The organism is Modestobacter sp. VKM Ac-2983, from assembly GCF_026967885.1.
GTDB lineage: Bacteria > Actinomycetota > Actinomycetes > Mycobacteriales > Geodermatophilaceae > Modestobacter.
The window spans coordinates 748,577-774,895 of record NZ_JAPVBK010000001.1 but is presented as its reverse complement, the minus strand read 5'-3'; the positions used below and the strand labels follow the sequence as shown (position 1 = coordinate 774,895).

The 26,319-nt window shown below is 72.1% G+C and carries 29 protein-coding genes; all 29 read left to right on the top strand.

All coding sequences use genetic code 11. The features are described from left to right. Positions 1-116: 116 nt before the first annotated feature. The 29 genes from O2W18_RS03605 (at position 117) to flhA (ending at position 26,283) form a co-directional block, all read left to right on the top strand. Positions 117-1,382 carry a flagellin N-terminal helical domain-containing protein gene (locus tag O2W18_RS03605; protein ID WP_269186197.1) on the top strand — a complete coding sequence of 422 codons (1,266 nt, stop codon included), beginning with the start codon at positions 117-119 and terminating at the stop codon, positions 1,380-1,382. 244 nt (positions 1,383-1,626) lie between these two features. Next, positions 1,627-2,886 (top strand): flagellin N-terminal helical domain-containing protein, encoded by a 1,260-nt coding sequence (locus O2W18_RS03600; protein WP_269186196.1) that lies wholly within the window; start codon positions 1,627-1,629, stop codon positions 2,884-2,886. Between the two features lie 109 nt (positions 2,887-2,995). Continuing rightward, complete coding sequence (gene fliD / locus O2W18_RS03595) at positions 2,996-4,354, top strand: flagellar filament capping protein FliD (protein ID WP_269186195.1); 1,359 nt, start codon at positions 2,996-2,998, stop codon at positions 4,352-4,354. A gap of 41 nt (positions 4,355-4,395) precedes the next feature. Next, entirely contained in the window at positions 4,396-4,782 is a 387-nt protein-coding gene (gene fliS, locus O2W18_RS03590; protein WP_269186194.1) for a flagellar export chaperone FliS, read from the top strand. Beyond that, on the top strand, positions 4,779-5,153 hold the full coding sequence (locus tag O2W18_RS03585; protein ID WP_269186193.1) for a hypothetical protein: 375 nt from the start codon (positions 4,779-4,781) through the stop codon (positions 5,151-5,153). The genes fliS and O2W18_RS03585 overlap by 4 nt, the downstream gene beginning before the upstream one ends. 283 nt (positions 5,154-5,436) lie before the next feature. Next, on the top strand, positions 5,437-5,766 hold the full coding sequence (locus tag O2W18_RS03580) for a flagellar basal body rod protein FlgB (protein WP_269186192.1): 330 nt from the start codon (positions 5,437-5,439) through the stop codon (positions 5,764-5,766). Continuing rightward, entirely contained in the window at positions 5,766-6,170 is a 405-nt protein-coding gene (locus O2W18_RS03575) for a flagellar basal body rod protein FlgC (RefSeq protein WP_269186191.1), read from the top strand. The genes O2W18_RS03580 and O2W18_RS03575 overlap by 1 nt, the downstream gene beginning before the upstream one ends. Before the next feature lie 2 nt (positions 6,171-6,172). Continuing rightward, positions 6,173-6,499 carry a flagellar hook-basal body complex protein FliE gene (gene fliE / locus O2W18_RS03570; protein WP_269160015.1) on the top strand — a complete coding sequence of 109 codons (327 nt, stop codon included), beginning with the start codon at positions 6,173-6,175 and terminating at the stop codon, positions 6,497-6,499. Beyond that, on the top strand, positions 6,499-8,052 hold the full coding sequence (gene fliF / locus O2W18_RS03565) for a flagellar basal-body MS-ring/collar protein FliF (RefSeq protein ID WP_269186190.1): 1,554 nt from the start codon (positions 6,499-6,501) through the stop codon (positions 8,050-8,052). The genes fliE and fliF overlap by 1 nt, the downstream gene beginning before the upstream one ends. A gap of 139 nt (positions 8,053-8,191) precedes the next feature. Beyond that, positions 8,192-9,268 (top strand): flagellar motor switch protein FliG, encoded by a 1,077-nt coding sequence (gene fliG / locus O2W18_RS03560; protein ID WP_269186189.1) that lies wholly within the window; start codon positions 8,192-8,194, stop codon positions 9,266-9,268. Further along, positions 9,252-10,103, top strand: coding sequence for a FliH/SctL family protein (locus O2W18_RS03555; RefSeq protein ID WP_269186188.1), 852 nt, complete (start codon positions 9,252-9,254; stop codon positions 10,101-10,103). The genes fliG and O2W18_RS03555 overlap by 17 nt, the downstream gene beginning before the upstream one ends. Then, complete coding sequence (locus O2W18_RS03550; RefSeq protein ID WP_269186187.1) at positions 10,100-11,428, top strand: FliI/YscN family ATPase; 1,329 nt, start codon at positions 10,100-10,102, stop codon at positions 11,426-11,428. Before O2W18_RS03555 ends, O2W18_RS03550 begins: the two co-directional genes overlap by 4 nt. A gap of 10 nt (positions 11,429-11,438) precedes the next feature. Next, entirely contained in the window at positions 11,439-11,894 is a 456-nt protein-coding gene (locus O2W18_RS03545; protein ID WP_269186186.1) for a flagellar export protein FliJ, read from the top strand. Further along, positions 11,882-12,832: a transglycosylase SLT domain-containing protein gene (locus O2W18_RS03540; RefSeq protein ID WP_269186185.1), complete on the top strand. Its 951-nt coding sequence runs from the start codon at positions 11,882-11,884 to the stop codon at positions 12,830-12,832. The genes O2W18_RS03545 and O2W18_RS03540 overlap by 13 nt, the downstream gene beginning before the upstream one ends. Beyond that, complete coding sequence (locus tag O2W18_RS03535; protein WP_269186184.1) at positions 12,829-14,304, top strand: flagellar hook-length control protein FliK; 1,476 nt, start codon at positions 12,829-12,831, stop codon at positions 14,302-14,304. Before O2W18_RS03540 ends, O2W18_RS03535 begins: the two co-directional genes overlap by 4 nt. 15 nt (positions 14,305-14,319) lie before the next feature. Beyond that, complete coding sequence (locus O2W18_RS03530; protein ID WP_269186183.1) at positions 14,320-14,766, top strand: flagellar hook capping FlgD N-terminal domain-containing protein; 447 nt, start codon at positions 14,320-14,322, stop codon at positions 14,764-14,766. A gap of 44 nt (positions 14,767-14,810) precedes the next feature. Beyond that, complete coding sequence (locus O2W18_RS03525) at positions 14,811-16,052, top strand: flagellar hook protein FlgE (protein WP_269186182.1); 1,242 nt, start codon at positions 14,811-14,813, stop codon at positions 16,050-16,052. 190 nt (positions 16,053-16,242) lie between these two features. Continuing rightward, on the top strand, positions 16,243-16,530 hold the full coding sequence (locus O2W18_RS03520) for a flagellar FlbD family protein (RefSeq protein WP_269160005.1): 288 nt from the start codon (positions 16,243-16,245) through the stop codon (positions 16,528-16,530). 3 nt (positions 16,531-16,533) lie between these two features. Next, the gene (locus O2W18_RS03515) at positions 16,534-17,304 is read left to right on the top strand and encodes a motility protein A (protein ID WP_269160004.1); all 771 of its coding nucleotides are present in this window, start codon (positions 16,534-16,536) and stop codon (positions 17,302-17,304) included. Continuing rightward, positions 17,301-18,248 carry an OmpA/MotB family protein gene (locus O2W18_RS03510; RefSeq protein ID WP_269186181.1) on the top strand — a complete coding sequence of 316 codons (948 nt, stop codon included), beginning with the start codon at positions 17,301-17,303 and terminating at the stop codon, positions 18,246-18,248. The genes O2W18_RS03515 and O2W18_RS03510 overlap by 4 nt, the downstream gene beginning before the upstream one ends. Further along, positions 18,245-18,724, top strand: coding sequence for a flagellar basal body-associated FliL family protein (locus O2W18_RS03505; RefSeq protein ID WP_269186180.1), 480 nt, complete (start codon positions 18,245-18,247; stop codon positions 18,722-18,724). The genes O2W18_RS03510 and O2W18_RS03505 overlap by 4 nt, the downstream gene beginning before the upstream one ends. Before the next feature lie 141 nt (positions 18,725-18,865). Then, a complete protein-coding gene (locus O2W18_RS03500) occupies positions 18,866-19,840 on the top strand; it encodes a flagellar motor switch protein FliM (protein ID WP_269186179.1) in 975 nt (324 codons plus the stop codon). Then, positions 19,837-20,583: a flagellar motor switch protein FliN gene (gene fliN / locus O2W18_RS03495; protein WP_269186178.1), complete on the top strand. Its 747-nt coding sequence runs from the start codon at positions 19,837-19,839 to the stop codon at positions 20,581-20,583. Before O2W18_RS03500 ends, fliN begins: the two co-directional genes overlap by 4 nt. Next, a complete protein-coding gene (locus O2W18_RS03490; RefSeq protein ID WP_269186177.1) occupies positions 20,580-21,011 on the top strand; it encodes a FliO/MopB family protein in 432 nt (143 codons plus the stop codon). The genes fliN and O2W18_RS03490 overlap by 4 nt, the downstream gene beginning before the upstream one ends. After that, the gene (gene fliP, locus O2W18_RS03485) at positions 21,011-21,859 is read left to right on the top strand and encodes a flagellar type III secretion system pore protein FliP (RefSeq protein WP_269186176.1); all 849 of its coding nucleotides are present in this window, start codon (positions 21,011-21,013) and stop codon (positions 21,857-21,859) included. Before O2W18_RS03490 ends, fliP begins: the two co-directional genes overlap by 1 nt. After that, positions 21,856-22,131: a flagellar biosynthesis protein FliQ gene (fliQ, locus tag O2W18_RS03480; protein WP_269186175.1), complete on the top strand. Its 276-nt coding sequence runs from the start codon at positions 21,856-21,858 to the stop codon at positions 22,129-22,131. The genes fliP and fliQ overlap by 4 nt, the downstream gene beginning before the upstream one ends. 7 nt (positions 22,132-22,138) lie before the next feature. Continuing rightward, positions 22,139-22,903: a flagellar biosynthetic protein FliR gene (gene fliR / locus O2W18_RS03475; protein WP_269186174.1), complete on the top strand. Its 765-nt coding sequence runs from the start codon at positions 22,139-22,141 to the stop codon at positions 22,901-22,903. An 18-nt stretch (positions 22,904-22,921) separates the two neighbouring features. Continuing rightward, entirely contained in the window at positions 22,922-24,055 is a 1,134-nt protein-coding gene (locus tag O2W18_RS03470) for an EscU/YscU/HrcU family type III secretion system export apparatus switch protein (protein WP_269186173.1), read from the top strand. A 182-nt stretch (positions 24,056-24,237) separates the two neighbouring features. After that, the gene (gene flhA, locus O2W18_RS03465; RefSeq protein WP_269186172.1) at positions 24,238-26,283 is read left to right on the top strand and encodes a flagellar biosynthesis protein FlhA; all 2,046 of its coding nucleotides are present in this window, start codon (positions 24,238-24,240) and stop codon (positions 26,281-26,283) included. Positions 26,284-26,319 lie beyond the last annotated feature (36 nt).

Genomic DNA, 26,319 nt, shown 5'->3' with positions numbered 1-26,319 from the left:
ACCCGTTCGGGGGACATCGCCGGGAGGCCCTCAAGCAGCCGCCGACCCGCTCCGTTGACAGGGGTACGACGACCGCGGCACGGATGCCGCGGTCACCCCTGCCAAGGAGGATCACCATGGGCTTCAGCGTGAACAACAACATCGCGGCGATGAACTCGTACCGCAACCTGTCGGTCACCGACAGCCAGATGAGCAAGTCGCTGGAGAAGCTCTCCTCCGGCTTCCGCATCAACCGCGCCGCCGACGACGCCGCGGGCCTGGCCATCTCCGAGGGCCTGCGCTCGCAGATCGGTGGCTTCAAGGTCGCCGTCCGCAACACCCAGGACGGCGTCTCGGTCGTGCAGACCGCGGAAGGTGCCCTCACCGAGACACACAAGATCCTCCAGCGCATGCGTGACCTGTCCGTGCAGGCCAACAACAACGGCTCCCTGAACGACGACGCCAAGAAGAACATCCAGTCCGAGATCGGGCAGCTCAAGTCCGAGCTGGACCGGATCGCCGGCACCACCACCTTCAACGGCAAGAAGCTGCTCGACGGCAACTACGCCACCACCTTCCAGGTGGGCGCGAACGCCGGCGAGACCATCTCGGTCAACATCGCCACCGCGATGGGCTCCGCCGGTCTCGGGGTCAGCGGCGTGGACGTGGCCGGCAAGGGCGCCTACACCAACGGGGCCACCGCGGCTGCCGGTGTCGTCGTCACCACCGCGGCCACCGACACCACGGCGGCGACTCTGGACCTCTCGGCCACGGGCACCAACGTCTTCGCCGGTGGCACCACTCACCAGGCCGCCTACGGCAGCCTCGAGGGCACGATCAGCTTCGGCGGCAAGACCCTGGACCTGGCCAGCGTCGACTACTCCAACGCCGATGGTGACGGCAACGCCGCCACGGTGGGCACCGACGCCCAGCACCTGGCCGTGCTGAACAAGGCCGCCGCCTCGGCGTTCGGTCTGGCCGACGGCGCAGCCCCGTTCGGCCACGCCGGTGCCGTCCTGACCTTCACCACCCCGGCCAACGTCGCCGGCTACACCGACGCCGGTGCCCTGAGCACTTCGGCCGGCGACATCGCCAAGGCCACCCCGACCTTCGCCGCCGCCAGCGGCGCCGAGGCCGCCATTGGCAAGATCGACGACGCGATCAAGTCGGTGTCGACCACTCGCGCCGACCTGGGTGCCATCCAGAACCGGTTCGAGCACACCATCAACAACCTCAACGTCGCCGTCGAGAACCTGTCGGCGTCCGAGAGCCGGATCCGCGACACCGACATGGCCCAGGAGATGACCAACTTCACCCGCACGCAGATCCTGACCCAGGCCGGCACCGCGATGCTGGCCCAGGCCAACCAGGCGCCCCAGGGCATCCTCCGCCTGCTGGGCTGATCCACCCTCACCACCTGAACACCCGATGAGGGGGAGGCCCCTCGGCCTTTCCCTCATCGGGTGCCGCACCTTGCTCTGCCCGGCTTTCCGTCACAGGTGCACGACCTCGAGGCGACGCAAAAGCTCTGTCCCATTCGAGTCAAGAACGGGACCGTCCCAGCCGTAACAGGTAGTGCACCACCCCGCAGCACGGATGCAGCGGGTCCAACCGGAAGCCCCGATTCCACGGAGGAACACCATGGGCATGAGCGTCAACAACAACATCGCGGCGATGAACTCGTACCGCAACCTGTCGGTCACCGACAGCCAGATGAGCAAGTCGCTGGAGAAGCTCTCCTCCGGCTTCCGCATCAACCGCGCCGCCGACGACGCCGCGGGCCTGGCCATCTCCGAGGGCCTGCGCTCGCAGATCGGTGGCTTCAAGGTCGCCGTCCGCAACACCCAGGACGGCGTCTCGGTCGTGCAGACCGCGGAAGGTGCCCTCACCGAGACGCACAAGATCCTCCAGCGCATGCGTGACCTGTCCGTGCAGGCCTCCAACGAGGGCTCCCTGAACGGCGACGCCAAGAAGAACATCCAGTCCGAGATCGGGCAGCTCAAGTCCGAGCTGGACCGGATCGCCGGCACCACCACCTTCAACGGCAAGAAGCTGCTCGACGGCAACTACGCCACCACCTTCCAGGTGGGCGCGAACGCCGGCGAGACCATCTCGGTCAACATCGCCACCGCGATGGGCTCCGCCGGTCTCGGGGTCAGCGGCGTGGACGTGGCCGGCAAGGGCGCCTACACCAACGGGGCCACCGCGGCTGCCGGTGTCGTCGTCACCACCGCGGCCACCGACACCACGGCGGCGACCCTGGGCCTCTCGGCCACGGGCACCAACGTCTTCGCCGGTGGCACCACTCACCAGGCCGCCTACGGCAGCCTCGAGGGCACGATCAGCTTCGGCGGCAAGACCCTGGACCTGGCCAGCGTCGACTACTCCAACGCCGATGGTGACGGCGACGCCGCCACGGTGGGCACCGACGCCCAGCACCTGGCCGTGCTGAACAAGGCCGCCGCCTCGGCGTTCGGTCTGGCCGACGGCGCAGCCCCGTTCGGCCACGCCGGTGCCGTCCTGACCTTCACCACCCCGGCCAACGTCGCCGGCTACACCGACGCCGGTGCCCTGAGCACTTCGGCCGGCGACATCGCCAAGGCCACCCCGACCTTCGCCGCCGCCAGCGGCGCGACGTCGGCGATCGGCGACATCGACAGCGCCATCAAGTCGGTGTCGACCACTCGCGCCGACCTGGGTGCCATCCAGAACCGGTTCGAGCACACCATCAACAACCTCAACGTCGCCGTCGAGAACCTGTCGGCGTCCGAGAGCCGGATCCGCGACACCGACATGGCCCAGGAGATGACCAACTTCACCCGGACCCAGATCCTGACCCAGGCCGGCACCGCGATGCTGGCCCAGGCCAACCAGGCGCCCCAGGGCATCCTGAAGCTGCTGGGCTGATCCACCCGCACCACCTGAACACCCGGTGAGGGGGGAGGCCCTCGGGCCTCCCCCCTCACTGGCGCTCCACCCCTGATCCCCGAACCACGGAGGCACCGGCATGGCGGGCATGAGCGTGAGCACGGGCCTCATCTCGGGCATCGACTACAGCACCATGATCACCCAGCTGATGCAGGTGGAGGCCAACCCGCAGACGCTGCTCAAGCAGCAGCTGTCCGCCACCAAGTCCGACGCCGCCGCCTACCGCGCGGTCAACACCCGGTTCGACGCCCTGCGCACTGCCGCGGCCGCGCTCACCGACGCCACCGCCTGGACCTCGACCAAGGCGAGCAGCTCGGACCCCTCCGTGACCGCGACCGCCTCCATCGGCGCGGCCACCGGGTCGCTGAGCTTCACCGTCACGAGCCTGGCGGCGACCCACTCCGTCTACAGCACCGGCAGCTGGGCCACGGCCGACACCGCGCTGAACCCGAACGGCCCGACCACCCTCACCATCGCCGGGGTCGGCGTCACGCTGACCGCCGGCCAGACGGTGAACGACGCCGTCAAGGCCATCAACGCCTCCACCGCCGGGGTCACCGCCGTGGCGATCGACACCGGCGCCGGCGTCCGGCTCCAGCTCACCTCCAAGACCTCCGGTGCGGCCGGCACCTTCACCGTGAGCGGGGACGTCGCCGTCACGGCCCTCACCACCGGCACCGACGCCAAGCTCCGGGTCGGGGACGCGACCCAGGGCTACGACGTGACCTCGTCGACGAACACCTTCACCGACGTGCTCCCCGGGAGCACGTTCACGGTCAGCAAGAAGGACGCCGCGGCCACCGTGACCGTGGCCAAGGACCCGGACGCGACGGCCACGAAGGTGCAGAGCCTCGTCGACGCGGCGAACTCCCTGCTCTCGGCGGTCTCCTCCTACACCGACGCCGACAGCTCCGCGGCGATCCTCAAGGGCGACAGCACGCTGCGCGGCCTGTCGACCCAGATCCTCAGCGTCGTCTCCAGCGCCGTCGGCGGGAAGTCGGCCTCCACGGTCGGCATCGAGCTCACCCGCGACGGCCAGCTCACCTTCGACAAGGCGGCCTTCACCACGGCTCTGAGCAGCGACCCGGCCGCGACGCAGGCGCTGCTCTCCGAGAGAAAGATCGTCAGCGCGGGCACCGACGGGATCAGCGGCAACGCCGACGACGTGACCTCCCCGGTCGGCTTCGCCGCCCAGCTCGAGCTGCTGGCCAAGGGCGCCAGCGACAGCACGACCGGCTCGCTGGTGCTGCTCGCCAAGAGCGGGGACTCCCTGGCCAAGGACATCGAGGACCGGATCGCCGCCTGGGACATCCGGCTCGAGATGCGCAAGACCACGCTGACCCGACAGTTCACCGCGATGGAGACCGCGCTGAGCTCGATGCAGAACCAGGCGGCCTGGCTCACCTCGCAGATCGCCGGGCTGCCCTCCTGGTCCTCCTCCAAGTAGTCCTGACCCGCTGCCGCGTCTTCCCCTGGAGCCCCGAACCGATGAGCACCGCTTCCCTCCGCGCCCGCTACCTGGGTGACACGGTCACGACCGCCTCCCCACAGCGACTGCTGGTGATGCTGTACGACCGCCTCGCCCTGGACCTGGAGCGCGGGCATGCCGCCCTGACCGCGGGTGACCGTGACGCGGCGACCGAGCAGCTGCAGCACGCCCAGGACGTCGTCTTCGGTCTGCTGGAGAGCCTGCAGGTCGACGCCTGGGACGGCGCTCCCCGGCTGGCCGCCCTCTACAACTGGCTGATCACCGAGCTCGGCTCCGCGATCGTCAAGGGCGACCTGCGCCGGGTCGCCGACTGCCGCAGGATCGTCGAGCCGCTGCGCGACGCGTGGCGGGAGGCCGCGGCCTCCCTCGCCGTGGCTCCCGCGTGACCGGCGGCCCGCCTGCCGGGCGCAACCGGGTCGGGGACGTCCCCGCCCTGGCCGGCGGGCGGAACTGGCCGGCGGTGCTGGACGCGCTCGAGGGCGACGTGTACGAGGCCGAGGAGACCCTCGCCCGCGGCCGGGCCGAGGAGATCGCAGCCTGGGGCCGCCGGTCCACCGACTGGATCCCGCCGAGCAACCTGGGCCCGCTGCCCGACGACCTGAGGGAGCGCGCCGCCCGGCTGTTGCAACACCAGCTGGCGGTCGCCGAGGAACTGGTCGAGCGGATCACCCAGTCGCAGAAGCAGCGGGACGTCGCCGCCCGGATGTCCTACGCACCGACCCGGCCGGTCGCCTCCTTCATCGACCGGGTGCTCTGACCTCACCCGCAGCACCGGCACTCCCCCGTCCCCCGGGGCCGAAGACGCGACTTCGGCCCCGGGGGACGTGTGCGTTGTGTGACGGGAAGTGCCCGATCGGGTGCAAGTGGTCATGACAGCTGCTGCCGCTGCCGATGACTCAAGGGCACGGAACGCACCAACTTCGCCACGGATCGGCGGCCCCCTCGCTCCCAGGTTCCCCTGGGAGCGCGTCCCGCCGTACCCGGAGGTACCTCGTGCTCCGTCGCTCCCTGCTGGGCGTCCGGTGATCACCGACTCGACCATGACGGCGCTGCACGCGTCCCTCACCGGACTGCAGCAGCGCCAGCGGGTGACCGCCGACAACATCGCCAACGTCCAGACGCCGGGCTTCCTGGCCGGCCGGGTCGACTTCGAGTCGACCCTGCAGAACGAGATCGCCAACGGGCAGGTCGCGGCGGGCGGCCGGAATTCCGTCACCCGCTCGATGGACCCGACCCGGACCGACGGCAACAACGTCAACCTGGACACCGAGACGGTCATCGCCACCGAGACCGGCTTGCGCTACCAGCTGTCGATCAGCGCCCTGGACGGCAAGTACGCCCTGCTGCGCTCCGCCCTGCGGACCCAGTGATGGCGGTCTTCGACACGCTGCGCATCGGTGGCTCGTCGCTGTTCGTCCACCGCAAGTGGATGGACGCCGTCGCGGACAACATGGCCAACATCAACACGGTCAACGGCCCGGGCGAGGACGCCTTCCAGGAGCGGATGATCGTCGCCGAGGCCGTCCAGTACGGCTCCGGCCAGGGCGGCGTGCGCGTCGCCGGCACCGAGCTCGGCAGCGCCGAGGGCCGGATGGTCTACGAGCCGAGCAACCCCCTGGCCGACGACGAGGGCTACGTCCGCTACCCCGACATCGACCTCGGCGACCAGATGACCCAGCTGCTGATGGCCCAGCGTGGCTACCAGGCCAACCTGGCCACCATCAGGAGCGCCACCGAGGCCTACCAGCAGGCCCTCCAGCTCGGGAAGGGCTGATCATGACCTCGCCCATCGCAGGGATCTCCATCGGGATGCCGGGCATCACCGACGTCACCGGGGTCGCCGGCGCCGCCAACGCCGCCGCTCCGCGCTCCGTGTCCGGAGACGGCGGCTTCGCCGCCGTCCTCACCGGCTCGATCGACTCGCTGAACGCCGTGCAGGGCAACGCGGACGCCCTCGCGCTGCAGGCCGCCACCGGCGACCTGCAGGACGCCCACGACTACATGATCGCCAGCACTGAGGCCCGGCTGGCCACCGACACCGTGGTGACCCTGAAGAACTCGGCGGTCGCGGCCTTCACCGAGATCATGCGGATGCAGATCTGATGCCCGCCGCGCTCGCCGGACCGATGGACCGGGTCCGCACGCTGCTGGCGACGATCAGCGCCGGCCAGAAGATCGTCATCGGTCTGCTGCTGGCCGGGCTGCTCCTCGGCGGCTTCTTCTTCACCCGGTGGGTCACCGCGCCCACGCTGTCGCCGCTGTTCAGCAACCTCGCCTCCACCGACGCCTCGGCGATCGTGGAGGAGCTCAACGCCCAGGGGGTCGCCTACGAACTCACCGACGGCGGCCAGACGATCATGGTGGCCAAGGAGAAGGTCTACGACCTGCGCCTGGCGATGAGCGGCCAGGGCCTGCCGGCCGGTGACGAGACCGGCTACTCCCTGCTGGACGAGCAGGGCATCACCACCAGCGAGTTCCAGCAGCAGGTCTCCTACCAGCGTGCGCTGGAGGGCGAGCTCGCCACCACCCTCAAGGCGCTGGACGGCGTCCGGTCGGCCGTGGTGCACGTCGCGCTCCCCAAGGACGACGTCTTCGCCACCGAGGAGGGCAAGCCGACCGCGTCGGTCCTGCTCGACCTCGCCCCCGGAACGAGCCTCGCCGGCGAGCAGGTGCAGGCGGTCACCCACCTGGTCTCCTCCAGCATCGAGAAGATGGACCCGGCCGACGTCACGGTCGCCGACTCCACCGGCGCGGTCCTCTCCGCCGCCGGGGAGGGCGCGTCCTCCGCTGCCGGCGACGCCCAGTCGCAGATGGAGCAGGAGTTCGAGGGCCGGCTGGCGGCCAACGCCCAGCAGATCCTCGACCGGGTCGCCGGTCCCGGCAACGCGGTCGTGTCCGTGCGAGCCGACCTGGACTTCGACCAGCGCGGCACGACGATCGAGAGCTACGACTTCAACGAGGGCACCCCGGCCCTGTCGGAGAGCACCACCATCGAGAACTACGAGGGCAACGGGGCCGCCGTCGGCGGGGTGCTCGGTGCCGAGGACCTCGGGGTCAACGGCAACGGCGAGTCCGCCTACGACAAGGAGACGGCCACCCGGAACAACGCCGTCGACAAGACCGTGGAGACCATCGAGGGAGCGCCCGGTGCCGTCGAGCGGCTGACCGTCTCGGTGGTGATGGACCAGGCCGCGGCCGGCGCGCTGAACCAGGCGCAGGTCCAGGACCTGATCGGCAACGCGGTCGGCCTGGACGTCGCCCGCGGGGACGCCATCACGGTCGCCGCGATGGCCTTCGACCAGACCGCCGCCGAGCGGGCCGCGGCCGACCTGGCAGCCGCCGAGGAGGCGGAGAAGACCGCCCAGATGTGGTCGATGATCAAGACCGGCGGCATCGCCCTCGGCATCGCCCTGCTGGTGCTCATCGTGTGGCTGCGCTCGCGGCGCAACCGCGAGGAGTACGAGGAGTACGAGGACGAGGAGACCGAGGAGCGCATCCAGGTCGAGAGCGTCCGGGACCCGGCCCTCGACGACCGGACGGCGCTGCTGGAGGCCCAGCAGCGCGAGCGGGTGCGCGGCGAGATCTCGGAGATGGTCAGCGACCGTCCCGACGAGGTCGCCACGATGCTGCGCGGCTGGTTCGCCGACGCCAAGTGAGCGCACGGTCCGGGGCCTCCCCCGGCGGGGCAGCCGCCCTGCCGGGTGGGGCCCCGGACTGCCGATGCAGGAGGTGGGCGCCGGTGGCGTCCCGGAACGACAAGAGGACTGCCGTGAGCATCGCGAAGGGAGCTGAGCAGTGAGCATCGCCAGCGTCGAACAGCTCGTCGGGGTGCCGGCGACGACGCCGTCCGTGCAGCTCGCCAAGCCCCGCAAGGAGCTGCCGGGCCTGCGCAAGGCCGCGGTGTTCCTGGCCCAGCTGACCAAGGAGGAGGCCGGCGCCGTCCTCGCCCAGCTGCGCCCCTCCGAGGTCGAACAGCTGACCAGCGAGCTCATGGCGCTGCAGCGGGTCGACGGCAGGGACGTCGACGAGGTGCTCGGCGAGTTCCACTCGCTCATGCAGGCCCGCCGCTTCGTCGGCACCGGCGGCATCGAGTTCGCCCGCGAGGTGCTCGCCGCGGGGCTGGGCGAGGAGAAGGCCGACGGCATCCTCTCCCGGCTCAACGTCGTCTACACCGAGCTGCCCTTCGCCTCGCTGCGCAACAGCGACGTCCGGCAGCTGGTCACCTTCCTGAAGGACGAGCACCCGCAGGTCGTGGCCCTCGTGCTGGCACACCTGCCGGCGCCGCAGTCGGCCGAGGTGCTGTCGGGCTTCCCGCCGGACCAGCAGGCCGACGTCGCCTACCGGATCGCGATGATGGACCGCACCGCCCCGGAGATGGTCCGGATGGTCGAGGAGGAGCTCGGCCGCCGGATGGGCTCCCTGCTGGCCTACCAGGACATGGCGACCGTCGGTGGCGTCGAGACGCTGGTGGAGATCATCAACCGTTCCTCCCGGCCCACCGAGCGCTCGATCCTGGAGTGGCTGGAGAACAGCGACCCGGAGCTGGCCGAGCGGATCCGCTCGCAGATGTTCGTGTTCGAGGACATCGTCACCATCGACGACCGGTCGCTGCAGCTGGTGCTGCGCGACGTCGAGGCCAACGACCTGGCCACCGCGCTCAAGGGCGTGAAGGCCGACGTCCGGGACAAGGTGGTCCGCAACCTCTCCGAGCGCGCCGGGGAGAACCTGCTCGAGGAGATCGAGCTGCTCGGCCCGGTCCGCACCCGGACCGTCGAGGAGGCCCAGGCCAAGATCGTGGCGGTCATCCGCACCCTCGAGGAGCAGGGTGCGCTGACCATCTCGCGGGGCGGTGAGGATGACTTCGTCGCCTGACGGCAGCGGCCGCGAGACCCTGCTGCTGCGCGGGGCACCGGCCGCCGGCGCCGTCCCCTACCAGCGCGTGCCCCAGGGTGCGCCGGTGTGGGGACGTCCGTCGGCGGTGCGCCCCGCCGCGCAGGACGCCGCCGCGCCGGCCCCGGCCGCACCGGTCCCCCCGCCCCGGGCGCCGCGGGCGCCCTCCGTCGTCCCCCCGGTCGCCGCCCAGCCCACCGCGGCGCACAGCGACCAGGCCGCCACCGCGCGGGTCGGGCTCCGGCTGGGCGAGGTCTACGCCGAGCAGCTGGCCCGGCTGCGGGCGGAGGCCCGCCGGGACGGCTGGGCCGCCGGCCACGCCGAGGGCCTCGTCGCCGCCGAGCAGGTCGTCCGCGCCGCCGAGCAGGCCGCCGAGGAGCGGCTCGCCGACGTGCAGGCCCGCTGGGAGCGCCGGCTCGCCTCGGCCACCGCGGCCATGGGCGCCGCCGTCGAGCGGCTGGACGGCACCGCCGCCCCGGTGGTCGACGAGCTGCGGGACAGCATCCTGGACGCCGTCGTCATCCTGGTCGGCGACCTGTTCGGCCGGGAGCTGGCCATGGCGGCGGAGCCCGGCCTGGACGCCCTGCGCCGGGCCCTGACCCTGTGCCCCGACGACGTGCCGGTCGTCGTCCGGCTGCACCCCGACGACCTCGCGGAGGTGCCGGCCGAGGCGCTGGCCCAGCTGCCGGCGTCGGTCACCGTCCGCGGGGACGCCGACGTCGAGCGGGCCGGCGCGCTGGCCGAGGCCGGCACCCAGCGGGTCGACGCCCAGCTGAGCGCGGCGCTGGACCGCGTCCGCGAGGTGCTCCGGTCATGAGGGCGACCGTCGACGCCCTGGACAGCAGCGACCTCATCGACAGGGCGCGTGCGGCCGCCCGCCCCCAGCTCACCGGCATCGTCACCGGCGCGATGGGCCTCACCCTCTCCGTCGAGGGCGTCTCGGCGGCCGTCGGCGACCTGGTCGAGGTCCGCACCGGCCCGCAGCCGCTGCTGGCCGAGGTGGTCGCCGTGCAGCGGGACCGGCTCACCTGCATGCCGCTGGGCGACCTCTCCGGCGTCCGCTCCGGCGCCCGGGTGCGGGCCACCGGCATGCCCCTGCAGGTACCGGTCGGCGAGGCGCTGCTCGGCCGGGTGCTCGACGGGCTGGGCCGGCCGATGGACGGCGGCCCCCCGCTGGGCAGCGCGATCCGGTACGTCGACCTCACCAGCCAGACGCCCAACGCGCTGACCCGGGCACGGGTGAACCGGCAGCTGGCCACCGGCGTGCGGGCCCTGGACACCCTCGTCCCGGTCGGCCGCGGCCAGCGGCTGGGCATCTTCGCCGGCTCCGGCGTCGGCAAGTCCACGCTGATGAGCCAGATCACCCGGGGCACCGACGCCGACGTGCGCGTCATCGGGCTGATCGGTGAGCGTGGCCGGGAGGTCCGCGAGTTCCTCGAGGAGGACCTCGGTCCGGAGGGCATGGCGAACACCGTCGTCGTCGTCGCCACCTCCGACGAGCCACCGCTGGTGCGGTTGAAGGCGGCGTTCGTCGCCACCCGGATCGCCGAGGGCTTCCGCGACCAGGGCCGGGACGTGCTGCTGATGATGGACTCGATCACCCGCACGGCGATGGCCCAGCGCGAGGTGGGGCTCTCCGCCGGCGAGCCCCCGGCCACCCGCGGCTACCCGCCGAGCGTCTTCGCCATGATGCCCAAGCTGCTGGAGAAGGCCGGCACGTCCACCACCGGCTCGATCACCGGCCTCTACACCGTGCTGGTGGAGGGCGACGACCACAACGAGCCGATCGCCGACACCGCCCGGTCGATCCTCGACGGCCACGTCGTGCTCACCCGCAAGCTCGCCACCGCCGGGCACTTCCCGGCGATCGACGTGCTCGAGTCGATCTCCCGGGTCGCCACCACCATCGTCCCGTCGCCGCAGATGACCGACGCCCGGGAGGTCCGCCGGATGATGGCCGCACTGCGCGACGTGCGGGAGCTGATCGAGATCGGCGCCTACCAGACCGGCTCGGACCCGCTCGTCGACCGGGCCCGCCGGCTGGTGCCGCAGATCGACGCCTTCCTGCGGCAGACCGTGGACGACCCGACCTCGACCCCCGAGGCGTTCGCCCGGCTGCACGCGATCGCCACCACGGCGTGAACGACCTGCGGTGAGACAGCCGGCCTTCCGCCTGGAACCGGTGCTGAAGCTGCGCCGGACCGAGGAGCGCGCCGCCGCCCTCGCGTCGGCCCAGGCCGCCCGCGAGGCGACCGAGGCCGCCGAGCGCGCCGAGCAGGACGCCGCCGCGCTGACCGGGCGAGCGCTGCCCGGGCACCCCAGCGGTTCCGCCTTCATCGCCGCGATGGTCGCATCGGCCGCTGCGGCTGCCGATGTGTCTGCTGCACGGGCACTGGCCGTCGCACGCGCCGAGCAGGCCGAACTGGTCCGCGCCCGGTGGACCGCCGCCGCCCAGCGCACCAAGGGCCTCGAACGCCTGCGCGAGCGGCACGTGGCGGCGTTGCAGGAGGCGGCCGACGCCGCCGAGGAACGCGTGGTCGACGACCTGGTCACCCGCCAGCACAGCACCACCAGGACGAGCAGGGAGGAGACGACGTGGACGGACTGATCGCGGTGCACAGCCGGATCGGGCAGATCCAGGCACGCTTCACCCCGCCGGTGACCCAGCAGGCCGCCTGGACCAGCGCGGCCTCCGCCGCCGGCCTCACCGCCAGCACCCCGGCGAGCGCAGCCGGAGCGAGCACCGCAGCGACCGACACCGGCGCCGAGGTCGTCGGTGCAGCGACCAAGTACCTCGGCGTCCCCTACAAGTGGGGCGGCACCGACCCGGCGACGGGCCTGGACTGCTCCGGCTTCACCCAGCGGGTCTACGCCGACCTCGGGATCAGCATCCCCCGCACGTCCGCCCAGCAGGCCACCGCCGGCCGGCCGGTCGCCTCCCTGACCGAGGCCCTCCCCGGCGACCTGGTGTTCTTCGACAACACGTCCTCCCGGCCCGGCATCGACCACGTCGGGCTCTACATCGGCGGCGGCAAGATGATCGCCGCCCCGCAGGCCGGCGAGGTGGTCAAGGTGCAGGACGTCGGCAACCCGACCTTGATCCGCCGGGTGCTGCCCGAGGGCGCCAGCACCACCCCCGTCGCCCCTGCGGCCGGCGGCGGCCTCGCCGGGGTGCCCTACGCCGACCTCTTCGCCCAGGCCGGCGCCCGGCACGGCGTCTCCCCCGCACTCCTGGCCGCGGTCGCCAAGACCGAGTCCGGCTTCAACAGCTCCGCCAGGTCGTCCGCGGGCGCCACCGGGCTGATGCAGTTCATGCCCGCCACCGCCAAGGGGCTCGGCGTGGACGCCCTCGACCCCGCGTCCTCGATCGACGGCGCCGCCCGCTACCTGAGCCAGCTGACCAAGCAGTTCGGCTCCACCGAGCTGGCGCTCGCCGCGTACAACGCCGGCCCGGGCACGGTGCAGCGCCACGGCGGCATCCCGCCCTACCCCGAGACCCAGTCCTACGTCCAGAAGGTCACCAGAGCCGCGGAGGCCTACGCATGAGCAGCCCGACCACCCTGCCGGTGATCTCGGCCCCGGCCCGTTCCGGTGCTGCCGGCCACGGCTCGACCGGCCGGACCGCCGCCGGCGACCGCGCACCCGCGTTCGCCAGCGCCCTCGACGACGCGCTCGGCAGCGAGCGCGGCCCCTCCCGCGCGTCCCAGCGGGCGGCCGACCGCGCGACCGAGCGGGCGGCGGACCGGTCCGCCGTCCGGTCCCCGGACCGCGCCGCCGCCGGCCGGCCCGACCGCACCGCCGACGCCTCCGCCGACCGGGTCGACCGCACCGTCGACGCCCCCGCCGACCGGGTCGACCCGTCGGCGGCCGACCCCGCGGCGGAGGCCGCCGACGGCAGCACCGACGCCGCCACCGCTCCCCCGGTCCCCCTGCAACCCGGGCTGTGGGCGCTGCTGGCCGCGGCCGCGCCCCTGACCGCGGAGAGCACCGCGGGCCTGGGGACGACGGCCGCCGCGGCGGGTCTGATCGGCGCCGTCACCGGCGCCGGGCAGTCCGCCGACGGCTCGGCCACCCTGGTGGGCCTGCCCGCTGCGGCGATGCCGCCGCCGGCCACCGCAGCCGCCACCCCGGTTCCGGCCACGCCGCTGCCCGCCCCGCTCCTGCCCGCGCCGACCGTGCCCGCGCTGGCCGTCCCCGCCGCCGTCGATGCGACCGCAGCGCTGGCCGAGGCCGCCGGGCTCACCGTCGTCGTCGACCCGGCCGGTGCCCCGGCGGCGCTCCCCGCGACCGGTCCAGCTCCCGCAGGCGCTCCCGGTGCCGACCCGGCGGCCACCATCGACACCGCGGGGACGCCGCTGCTGCTGCCGCCCACTGGCGACGCCCCGGACACGGCGGGCACGGGGTCGGGGAGCGCCGGGGACGAACCCACCCCGGCGGCTGCCGGGCCGACGGCATCGGCCGCCGAGGCCGACGGCGTGTTCGGGCTCCCCGGCCCGACAGCGGCTGTCGCCCCGTCCGCCGCGACGGCCGGGGCTGCGGTGCCGGCCGCGGCGGAGACCCCCGTCGCCGCCCAGCTCGGCCGCCAGCTCGCCGTGCTGCACAACGCCCCGGACGGCAGCCAGACCATGACCGTGGTCCTCACCCCGGACGACCTGGGCCCGGTGTCGGTCCAGGTCACCATCGCCCGCGGCGTGCTCGACGTGACCCTGCACGGGGCGCACGAGGCCGGCCGGCAGGCGCTGCTGGACGCCCTGCCCGACCTGCGCCGCGAGCTCGACAGCGCCGGCCTGACCGCCGGCCGGGTCGAGGTGGGCGCGGACGGCGGCGACGCCGGCACGGGTGCGCGGACCGCGCAACAGCTGTTCGACGCCCAGACCGGTCAGCAGGGCCGCTCCGGCCAGCCCGACCAGCAGGGCAGCCGGCGCAGTGACGGGCAGACCACCGACCCCCTCGGCCGCGGCAGTGCCGCCCTGGCCGCCGACCAGTCCACGCCAGCCGGCGTGGACGTCCGCGTCTGATCTGGAGACCGTGCGATGACCACCCCGATCACCGGGACCGTCGGTACGCCGACCACCACCGCGACCACCGCGACCGACCGCTCGGACCAGATGGGCAAGGACACCTTCCTCAAGCTGCTGGTCGCGCAGATGCGCTTCCAGGACCCGAGCAACCCGACCAGCAGCAGCGAGTTCATGGCCCAGACCGCGACCTTCACCCAGGTGGAGAAGCTCGAGGAGATCGCGAAGCAGAACGCCGAGCTGCTCACCCTGCAGCGCTCGCTGAGCGCCGGCGCACTCGTCGGCAAGCACGTGGCCTACACCGCCGACGACGGCACCACGGTCACCGGCGCCGTCTCCTCGGTGATCGTGACCGGCGGCAGCGAGCCGCGGGCGGTGGTCGGCGACAAGGCCGTGCCGCTGGGCCGGATCACCGAGATCACCCTCCCCGAGGTCGACACCCCCGCCACCACCACCCGCTGACCTGGCGTCCCCGCCTCCCCACACCGATCGCGAGGAGCTCCACCGTGCTTCGTTCCATGTTCTCGGCCATCTCCGGCCTGCGCGCCCACCAGACCAAGCTCGACGTCGCCGGCAACAACATCGCCAACGTCAACACGGTCGGCTTCAAGGCCAGCCAGACCGTCTTCGAGGACACCCTCAGCCAGGTGCTCCGCAACGGTGCCGCGCCGAACGGCGACGTCGCCGGGACCAACCCGGCGCAGGTCGGGCTCGGCGTCAAGGTCGCCGGCATCACCACGAACTTCGGCCAGGGCTCGACCCAGAACACCGGCCGGGCCAGCGACTTCATGATCAGCGGCGACGGCTTCTTCGTCACCAAGGTGGGCAACGAGAGCCTCTACACCCGGGCCGGTTCCTTCGACACCGACGGCGTCGGCAACCTGGTCACGCCCGACGGGGCGAAGCTGCAGGGCTGGATGGCCAACGCGCTCGGTGTGGTCGACCCCAACGGCCCGATCCAGGATCTGCGCATCCCGACCGGTCAGGTGCTCGCCCCGGTCGCCACCACCGGAGCCGCCATCGGCGGCAACCTCTCCGCCGGTGCCACGCCCGCCGACACGGCCGTGACGTCGCAGATCCAGATGTACGACGACCTGGGCAACCCCCACCCGGTGAGCGTGTCCATGACCAAGGTCGCGACCCCGGAGAACACCTGGTCGGTGGCGTTCGCGGACACCTCCGCCCCGCCGCCGGGGACGCTCACCGCCACCCCGACGACCGTCACCTTCGCCGCAGACGGCACACTCCCCGCTGCCCAGCAGCAGATCGTCATCACCGCGGGCGGTGGTGCCTGGACCCGAGACGTGACGGTCGACCTGTCCGGGCTCACCCAGTTCGGCGGCAAGAGCGACGCCGCGGCCAAGACCACCGCCCAGAGCGGCTCGGCGATGGGCGTGCTGGAGGGCTACTCGCTGGCCAACGACGGCACGATCGTCGGCATCTACTCCAACGGGCTGCGGCAGAACATCGGCCAGCTGGCGCTGGCCACCTTCGTGAACCCCGGCGGCCTGGAGAAGGCGGGCAACAGCTCCTACCGGGCCGGCGACAACTCCGGCAACCCGCTCGTCGGGCAGGCCGGCACCGGTGGCCGCGGCAGCCTGTCGGCCGGCGCACTGGAGATGTCCAACGTCGACCTGGCCGAGGAGTTCACCGGGCTGATCGTGGCCCAGCGCGGATTCCAGGCCAACAGCCGCGTGATCACCACCTCCGACGAGATCCTCCAGGACCTCGTCCAGCTCAAGCGCTGATCCCCCTCCCCACCGAGATGGCCATTCCGGTGGGGGGTGAGGCGCTCACCTGCACGGATGGCCCGGTCACCCCGATGGGGGGACCGGGCCGTTCAGCTCAAGCACCGCCCTCGACACGCCGATGACCTGACTGCGGCGCGATGAGGCCCGTTCGTGGCGACCTCGCCACACCCGACCCCTGGAGCAGTCCGTGATCCGTCTGACGCGCCTCAACGGCGAGCACTTCGTGCTCAACGTCGAGCTCATCCAGCGCGTGGAGGGCCACCCCGACACCGTCGTCACGCTCCGCGACGACACCAAGTACGTCGTCACCGAGACCGTCGACGAGGTGGTCCGCGCGGTGCGTGACTACCGGGCCAGCATCCAGGCGGTCGCCTTCCAGATGGACCGCGGCGAGTACCGGATGCCGACCGCACACACCGTGAAGGGCACCGAGGACTCCTCGGTCGTGCCGTTCCCGAGCCGAGAAGAGCGCTGAGCCATGGACCCCGCCACCCTGATCGGGTTCGTCGTCTCCATCATCGCCCTGGTCGTCTTCATGATCCTGGAGGGCGCCGACCCGACGTCGCTGATCTTCCTCCCGGCGATCGTCCTGGTGGTCGTCGCCACCTTCGGCGCGGCGATGGCCAGCCAGACGATGGACGACCTGAAGAAGATGCCCACCTGGTTCAAGATGGCCGTGCTGCCGGCCAAGGTGCCGCCGGCCACCGAGCAGATCCAGACGCTGGTCAGCCTGGCCGAGAAGGCCCGCAAGGAGGGGCTGCTCGCGCTCGAGGCGCAGGTCAAGGACATCGACGACCCGTTCCTCAAGCGCGGGTTGCAGATGAGCATCGACGGCACCGACCCGGAGGACCTGCGCAGCATCCTCGAGGGCGAGATCTCGGCCAAGAAGACCGAGGACAAGGTCGCCGCCAAGTTCATGAACAACATGGGCGGCTACGCGCCGACCATCGGCATCCTCGGCTGCATCGTCGGCCTGATGAACGTGATGGGCAGCCTCAGCAACCCCGAGGCGCTGGGCCCGATGGTCTCCGCGGCGTTCATCGCCACGCTGTGGGGCGTCATGGCGGCCAACTTCTGGTTCCTGCCGATGGGCGCGAAGATCCTGCGGGTCAGCGCGCTGCAGGCCGCGCAGATGGAGCTGCTCGTCGAGGGCATCGCGGAGATCCAGGCAGGGACCAGCCCGCGGACCGTGCGCGCCAAGCTGAGCTCGCTGGTGCCGCCGAGTGAGCAGCAGCGCGAGGCGGCATGAGCAAGGGCGGCGGGCACGGCGGCCACGGTGGCCGCCGGGCCAAGAAGCACGAGGAGCACGAGGAGCACGAGAACCACGAACGGTGGCTGGTGTCCGGCTTCGACATGATGACGCTGCTGTTCGTGCTCTTCGTGGTGCTCTACGCGATGAGCTCGATCGACCTGGCCAAGTTCACCGCCTTCGCCAACGGCGCGCGGGACGGCGCCGGCGCCCCGGTGACCATCCTCAACGACGGCGCCGCCATCGACGCGCCGGTCGAGAACGACAGCCCGCTGAAGCCGGTCCAGGTGGCCCAGGAGGCGGCCATCGACGGCACCGCCCAGACCGAGGCGGAGCTGGCAGCGGCGGTGGCGGCCGCCGAGGCGGAGGCGCGGGCCGTCGCCGCCGAGGCGCAGTCGGCCTACGACCAGCTCGCGGCCGCGCGGGCGGCGATCGCCGCGGCGCTGGCCGCCGCCGGCCAGACCGGGGCCGCCCAGTTCATCATCGACGAGCGGGGCCTGGTCGTGCGTGTCGTCTCCGACCCGGTGCTCTTCGCGCCGGAGTCCGCGGCCCTCATGCCGCAGGGCGTCACCGTGCTGAACGCCATGGGGCCGGCGATCAAGGACCTGCCCAACCTGGTCCGGGTCGAGGGCCACGCGAACTCCCTCCCGGTCACCCGCGGCGGCCCGTGGCCGTCGAACTGGGAGCTGTCCGCCGTCCGGGCCACCACCGTGCTGCGGCACCTGGTGGACGCCAACGGCGTCGGGCAGAACCGGATGTCGGCAGTGGGCTACAGCGACACCCGGCCGCTCGTGCCGGACACCGACCCCAGCTACGTGACCGTGAACCGGCGGGTGGACGTCGTCCTCCTGTCCACCGCCTCCCCGGAGGCCAACGCGCTGCTGCCCGGCATCGAGGCAGCCACCCAGACCACCGGCACGACCTCCGAGGGGAGTCAGGAATGAGCAAGAGAAAGAAGGAAGAGCCCGAGGACTCCGACGGCGTCACGGGCGGCGGCAAGAAGAAGCTGCTGGTCATGGCGCTGGTCGCCGTGCTGGCGCTCGGCGCGGCCGCGTACTTCTTCGTCTTCAGCGGCAGCGGCGAGGCCGAGGCCGAGCCCGCGCCGGAGGCCGGCAGCGTCGTGCTGGCGGTGGAACCGGTGGCCATCAACCTGGCCGGCGGGAGCTACCTGAAGCTCGGCTTCACGCTGCAGTTCTCCCTCGCCTACGACGAGCACGCCGGCGGCGGCGGGCACGGCGCCGGCGCCACCCCGGACGGCTCCAAGGCCCTCGACATCGCCATCTCCCAGTTCTCCGGGGCTGCCCTGTCCGACGTGACGAGCAACCGGGAGGCGATGAAGGCCGCCTTCGAGGCAGCGGTCGTCGAGGCCTACCACGGCGACGTCTACGAGCTCTGGTACACGGAGTACGTCACCCAGTGACGCCGGAGGGCGTCCCACGCGGGACGCTCCTCCCCCATCGCCCCCATCGGGGCACACCTGCACCAGCCGGCGCCGAGCACATCGGCGCCGGCTGGTGTCCGGCGGTCAGGGTCACCGCACCCCCCGCCGATGAGGACATGCGTGAGCCTGTCCGACACCGTGGCCGACGCCCCGAGCGCCGCCGCCCCCCGACTCCCTGAGGGGCAGGGGCGCGTCCGGCGCCGGGAACCGCGCACCTACGACTTCCGTCGTCCGACGAAGCTCTCCCGCGAGCACGTCCGGATCCTGCAGATCACCCAGGAGTCCTTCGCCCGCCAGGCGACGACGACCCTGACGTCCCTGCTCCGCACCGGCGTCCGGGTCGAGCTGACCGGCATCGAGCAGTTCTCCTACGACGACTACATCGCCACCCTGCCGGCGTCCTGGTTCGTAGCGACCTTCACCCTCGAGCCGCTGGCCGGCAAGGGCGTGCTCGCCTGGCCGCTGGACACCGCGATGGCGATGGTCGACCACATGCTCGGCGGCTCCGGCGCCGGTGACCAGCCGAACCGGCCGATGACCGGCATGGAGAGCAGCATCACCGGCCACCTGCTGGCCCGGCTGCTCGACGAGCTCGGCCAGGCCTTCGCCCCGGTCACCACCTTGGCGCCGACGCTGGACAGCGTGGAGTACAACCCGCAGCTGGCCCAGGCCGCCTCCGGTTCCGAGACGGTCATGGTCGCCACCTACAGCATGCGGATCGGCGCCCGGGAGCCCGAGGTCACCCTCGTGCTGCCCTTCTCCTCCTTCGCCGGCCCGCTGAACAACGCCGCGTCCCCGCAGCTCTCGGAGACCGCGAAGCACAAGCGGCAGCGGGCGCTCGAGGCGATCACCGAACGGCTCAACGACGTCCCCGTCGACGTGAGCGTGCGGTTCAACCCGCTGGAGGTGCCCTCCGGTGACCTGCTGAGCCTCGCCGTCGGCGACGTGCTGCTGCTGCGCCACGCGCAGGACAGCCCGCTGCAGGTCACCACGAACGACGTGACGTTCGCCCACGCCCTCCCCAGCAACCACCGGCGCCGCCTGGCGGCCGAGATCGTCCCCGACACCGCGACCGGCGGAAAGGACCCCGCATGACCACCGCCTTCGGCACCGACCGCTCGTCGGACTCCGACACCATCGCCGCAGCCGTCGCTGCCGCGGCCCAGGCCGCAGCAGCCGCCATGCCCGCCGAGCTCGTCCTCCGGGCCGGGGAGACGGTGGCCGACCCCGAGTCGGTCCCCCTCCCCCCGACCCCCGGCGCGGCCGTCACCGCCGCACTGGGCGGGGAGGTCAGTGGCGACATCGTGCTGGTGCTCTCCGAGGAGATCGTCAGTGCGCTGACCAACAGCCCGGTCGGCCCGATGGACGTCGCCACCGCGCTGCGCCCCGCACTCGAGGCCGCCGCCGGTGCCCTCGGCCGGGTGCGGGTCGCGGCCGAGCGGGTCGAGGACGTCGTCGCGGCGCTGGACGGGCTGCGGGACAAGGGCGTCTTCCTCGCCGTGCCGCTGATCAACGGCACCGAGATCGCCGCCACCCTGGCCCTGCAGGTCACCCTGCCCCGCCCGCGCGAGCGGCGCGGCAGCCTGGACCTGCTGCGCAACGTGGCCATGGAGGTCACCGTGGAGATCGGTCGGACCCGGATGACTGTGTCCGAGCTGCTCTCCCTCTACCCCGGTGAGGTGATCGAGCTCGACCGCGCCGCCGGTGCCCCGGCCGACCTGCTGGTCAACGGCACCCTGATCGCCCGGGGCGAGATCGTCGTCGTCGACGAGGACTTCGGTCTGCGGATCAGCGAGATCGTGACCGAGGCCGGCGAGTACGGGGCTCCGCCCGCATGAGCTGGATGGTCTTCCGCCTGGTGCTGTCGCTGGTGTTCGTCGCCGCGGTCCTGCTCTTCGCCAGCAAGGTGGCGAAGAAGCGCGGGCTCGGCGGTGCCACCGGCGTCATCGAGGTCGTCGCCCGCCAGCGGATGGGCCGGGCCAGCAGCGTCTCGGTGCTGCGGGTCGCCGGCCGGGTGCTGGTGGTCGGCTCGACGGAGGAGCAGGTCACCCTGCTGGCCGAGCTGGAGGACGACGAGCTGCAGGCCGCGCTGGCCACCCAGGCCCGCCCCGGGACCACCGGCGCGAACGGCGCGACCACCGAGCTGCCCGCCGCCCGGGTGCCGGTGCCCCGCGCGAGCAGCGGCGCCCTGGCCGGCTCGGTGCTCGACCGCAGCACGTGGACGACGGCCGTGCACGAGCTGCGCGAGCGGACGGTGCGCCGCTGATGGCCGCCGTCCCCGTCCGGCTGCCGGTGCTCGCGCCGGCCCCCGGGCCCTCCCGTCGGCGCGCCGCCTGGCTGCTGCCGTTGCTGCTGCTGGGCACCGTCGTCCTGCTGGTCCTGCTGGCCGGCCCCGCGTCGGCCGCCCCGACCGCACCCACCCCGCCGTCCGAGCCGGTCGCCCCGGTGGTGGACGACGCTGGCCTGGACATCTCCATCGGCGGGGACAGCCCGAGCACCGCAGTGACGCTGATCCTGGCGATCACCGTGCTGTCGATCGCCCCCTCGGCCCTGCTCCTGGTCACCTCGTTCACCAAGATCCTCGTCGTGCTGGCGCTGACCCGGAACGCACTGGGCCTGCCCACCTCACCGCCGAACCAGGTGCTCACCGGGATCGCGCTGTTCCTGACCATCTTCGTCATGGGCCCGGTGCTCACCGAGGTCAACGACGTCGCCGTCCAGCCCTACCTCGACGGCGCGATCACCGCCTCGGCGGCCTACGACTCCGGCGTCGAGCCGCTGAAGACCTTCCTGCTGGCCAACACCCGGGACGACGAGCTCAAGCTGATGGTCGGGCTGTCCCGGGAGGAGGCACCGGCGGACGCCGCGGCGGTGAGCATGCTGACCCTGGTCCCGGCGTTCGTGCTCTCGGAGCTCAAGAGCGCCTTCATCATCGGCCTCGTCGTCTTCATCCCGTTCCTGGTGCTGGACATGCTGGTCAGCGCCGCGCTGATGGCGATGGGCATGATGATGGTGCCGCCGACGATCGTGTCGCTGCCCTTCAAGCTGATGCTCTTCGTGATCGTCGACGGCTGGGCGCTCGTCACCACGGCGTTGGTGGGGTCGTACGGATGAGCGACGCCGACGTCACCGAGATCGCCACCCAGACGATGATCGTCGCGGCGAAGGTGTCCGCCCCGATCCTGCTGACCGCCCTGCTGGTGGGCTTCATGATCTCGCTGTTCCAGGCGGCCACCCAGATCCAGGAACCCACCCTGTCCTTCGTGCCGAAGATGATCGCGGTGGCGATCGCACTGCTCGTGACCGGCAACTGGGTGCTCGCGGAGCTGGTCTCCTTCACCGATCAGCTGTTCGAGTCGCTGCCGCGGCTGCTCGGCAGGACCTGAGGCCGCAGTGGACCTCGAGGTCCCCTCCGCGACCCTCGCGGCACTGCTGCTGGCCAGCACGCGGGCGGCCGGGTTCATCGCCCTGGCCCCGCCGTTCAACTCCAACGGCATCCCGCGGGTGGTCAAGGGCGCACTCGCCCTCTGCATCGCCCTGGTCACCTTCCCGCACATCTCCGGCACCATCCCGGAGGTCACCGCCGGCTTCCTCATCGCGACTGCGGTCACCGAGGCGGTCATCGGCGCCGCACTGGGCTTCGTCGTCCAGCTGCTGTTCAGCGCCGTCCAGCTGGCCGGTGACCTGATCGACGTGACCGGCGGGTTCTCCCTGCAGCCGGCCTACGACCCGATGTCGCTGACCACGCAGGGGGTGATCGGCAGGCTCCACTACCTGCTCGCCATCACCCTGCTGTTCACCAGCAACGGACACCTGTTGCTGGTGCGGGGTTTCGTCACCTCCTACGAGGGGCTCCCCGTCGGCGGCTCCCTGCCCACCGACCAGCTGGGCTCGGTGCTCATCACCGCCTTCTCGATGATGTTCCTGGCCGCGCTTCAGATCGCCGGGCCGCTGGTGGCGGTGCTGCTGCTCGCCGACGTCGCCCTCGCGCTCCTCTCCAAGGCGGCACCGGCGCTGAACATCTTCGCCTTCGGCTTCCCGGTCAAGATCATGATCACCCTGACCCTGCTGGGGCTGACCTTCCCGCTGCTGCCGCCGGCGCTCGACGGGCTCCTGGACTCCGCGCTCGACGCGATGACCTCGCTGCGCAGCGGCTGACGTGGCGGGAGGTGACTGATGGCCAAGGACGGTCCCGGTGGTGAGAAGACCGAGAAACCGACACCGAAGAAGCTGAAGGACGCCCGCAAGGAAGGGCAGATCCCGCGCACCCAGGAACTGGGCACCTGGCTGGGCGCCGCCGCGGCGAGCGTCCTGCTGCCCATGCTCGTGGGCGGTGCGTTCAGCTCCATCCAGGAGCTGTTCGTGCAGGTCGGCGTGGTCGCCAACGACCCGCAGCTGGCCACCACGCAGGCGCTGTTCGGCACCGCGCTGGCCGTCTTCATGACCGCGCTGCTGCCGATGGCCCTGGCGATGATGGTGATCGGCACCGTCGCCTCCGCCGCCCAGGGCGGGGTCACCCTCGCCACGAAGGCGATGAAGCCGACCCTGAAGAAGCTGAACCCGTTCCCCGGGATCAAGAGGATGTTCGGCACCCAGGGCCTATGGGAGGCGACCAAGGCGATCATCAAGACCGTCGCGCTGGCCGTCGTCATCGGCGTGACGTCCGACAACGCCATGCAACTGGTCTCCGCCTCCGGTGCGCTGCCGCTGTCGGAGGTCGTGCACACCTTCACCGACTCCGCGGTGCTGATGTTCCGCGTCGTGGGCATCACCGGCCTGGTGATCGCGGTCGCCGACTACATCGTGGTGCGACACAAGATGATGAAGCAGCTCAAGATGAGCGTGTACGAGATCAAGCAGGAGCACAAACAGTCCGAGGGCGACCCCTACATGAAGGCCCAGCGCCGCTCGACCCAGCTGTCGATGTCCCGCAACCGGATGATGGCCGAGGTCGCCGACGCCGACGTGCTCCTGGTCAACCCCACCCACGTCGCCGTCGCGCTCAAGTACGACCCGCTGAAGGGCGCCCCCCGGGTGGTGGCCAAGGGCGCCGACGAGATGGCCACCCGGCTGCGCGCCCGGGCCGAGGAGTGCAAGGTGCCGATGGTGCAGGACATCCCGCTGGCCCGGGCGCTGCACGCCTCCTGCGACCTGGGCCAGGAGGTGCCCGCCCAGCTGTTCACCGCCGTCGCCCGGGTGCTGGCCTTCGTCATGCACCTGTCCGCGCGCGGCGTGCGTGGCGGGGTGCACCGGCCCGGCTTCGAGGCGCCGGTCACCGAGGGCCTGCCGCGCGCCGGCCGGCGCCGCTGACGCATCGCTCCCGCCCACATCGGGACGCCGCCGCACTGAGGTCCGCCGCGCGGTTGTGACGCACGGTGCGGGCGACCGGCGGCGCGGTACGGAGCCCTCCCCGGACTGCCGAGAAGGGCGGTGGAGGGTGCACCGGCGCCCTCCCCCGCTGCCGGAGCGGCACCGCACAGGATCGAGGTCTCGTGGGAAAGCTGACGAAGGCCGCCGTCCCCATCGGGGTCGTCTCCATCGTCCTGATGCTCGTCGTGCCGCTGCCGGCGCCCGTGCTGGACGTGCTGCTGGCGCTGAACATCGTCGGGTCGCTGCTGATCCTGCTGGTGTCGATGAACATCCGGCGGCCGCTGGACTTCGCCATCTTCCCGTCACTGGTGCTGATCGCGACGCTGATGCGCCTGGCGCTCAACGTCTCCTCGACCCGGCTGGTCCTCACCGACGGCTACGCCGGCAAGGTCATCGAGGCCTTCGGGCACTTCGTGATCGGCGGTTCGCTGATCGTCGGCCTGGTGATCTTCGTGATCCTCACGATCATCCAGTTCGTCGTCATCACCAACGGTGCCGGCCGCGTCGCCGAGGTCGGCGCCCGCTTCACCCTCGACGCGATGCCCGGCAAGCAGATGGCCATCGACGCCGACCTGAACGCCGGCCTGATCAACGAGAAGCAGGCCCGCAAGCGGCGCAGCGAGGTCACCTCCGAGGCCGACTTCTACGGCTCGATGGACGGCGCCAGCAAGTTCGTCAAGGGCGACGCCATCGCCGCCATCATCGTCACGCTGATCAACCTGATCGGTGGCTTCGCCATCGGCGTGCTGCAGCGCGGCATGCCCCCGGGCGAGGCCGTCACCACCTATTCGCTGCTGTCGGTCGGCGACGGTCTCGTCTCCCAGATCCCGGCCCTGCTGATCTCCACCGCGACCGGCCTGATCGTCACCCGCTCGGCCTCCCAGGGCGACATGGGCTCGGACCTGATCAGCCAGCTCAGCCGCAACAGGCAGCCGATGCGCATCGCCGGCCTCGCCGCGCTGGCCCTCTGCCTCATCCCCGGCCTGCCCAAGCTGCCGTTCCTGCTCATCGGTGGCCTGGTGCTGTTCATCTCGACCCGGCTCACCGACCAGGTCGAGGAGGACGACGAGGACGACACCCCCGGGGACGCCGTCGCCGCGGAGCCGCAGCCGGACTCCCCCGAGGCGATCGCCGACCGGATGCGGGTGGACCCCCTGGAGCTGGAGGTCGCCTTCGACCTGGTCGAGCTGGTGGACACCGCCCGCGGCGGCGACCTCCTCGACCGGGTCAAGGCGTTGCGCCGCAAGGTCGCCATGGAGACCGGCCTGGTCATCCCGCTGGTCCGCACCCGCGACAACCTGGACCTGCCCGCCTCGCAGTACGTCATCTGGCTCAACGGCGTCCCGGCGGCCAAGGGCACGTCCCCGGCCGGCACGGTGCTCGCTATCGGTGACCACCTCGACGGGCTGCCCGGCAAGGCGACCCGCGAGCCGGTCTTCGGACTGGCCGCCAAGTGGGTGCCCGCCGAGCTGCAGCGGCAGGCCGAGATGGCCGGCGCCACGGTCGTCGACCGCTCCTCGGTCATCACCACCCACCTGGCCGAGGTCGTCCGGCAGAACGCCTCGGCGCTGCTGGGCCGGGAGGACGTCAAGGTGCTGGTCGAGATGATCCGCCGCTCGCACCCGGCCGTCGCCGACGAGCTCACCCCGGCGCTGCTCAGCCTCGGGGAGGTGCAGCGCGTGCTGCAGGCCCTGCTGGACGAGGGCGTGTCGATCCGCGACCTGGTGCGGATCTTCGAGGCCCTGTCCCTGCGGGCCAAGGTCTCCACCGACCTCGACGGCCTGGTCGAGGCGGCCCGGACCGCCCTCGGCGCGGCGATCAGCCACCCGTACGTCACCGAGGAGGAACGACTGCACGTCATCACCCTCGAGCCGTCGTTCGAGCAGCGTCTCCTGGAGGCCGTGCGTCCCACCGAGGGCGGTCAGGTGCTCGCCCTGGACGGGCACACCGTCGACGTCCTGGTCCGCGGCTGCACCGAGCTCCTCGACGAGGCCGAGCGGATGAACCTCTCCCCCGTGCTCGTCTGCTCGCCGCAGGTGCGAGCCGCCCTGTCCCGCCTGATCCGTCAGGTCCTGCCCCGCCTGTCGGTCATCTCGTACAACGAGGTGTCCCGCACGGCACAGATCGAGTCCCTGGGAGTGGTGAGCGGTGCCGTCGCGATCCGTTGAGGCAGCCACGCGTGAGGAGGCCGTCGCGGCCGCGCG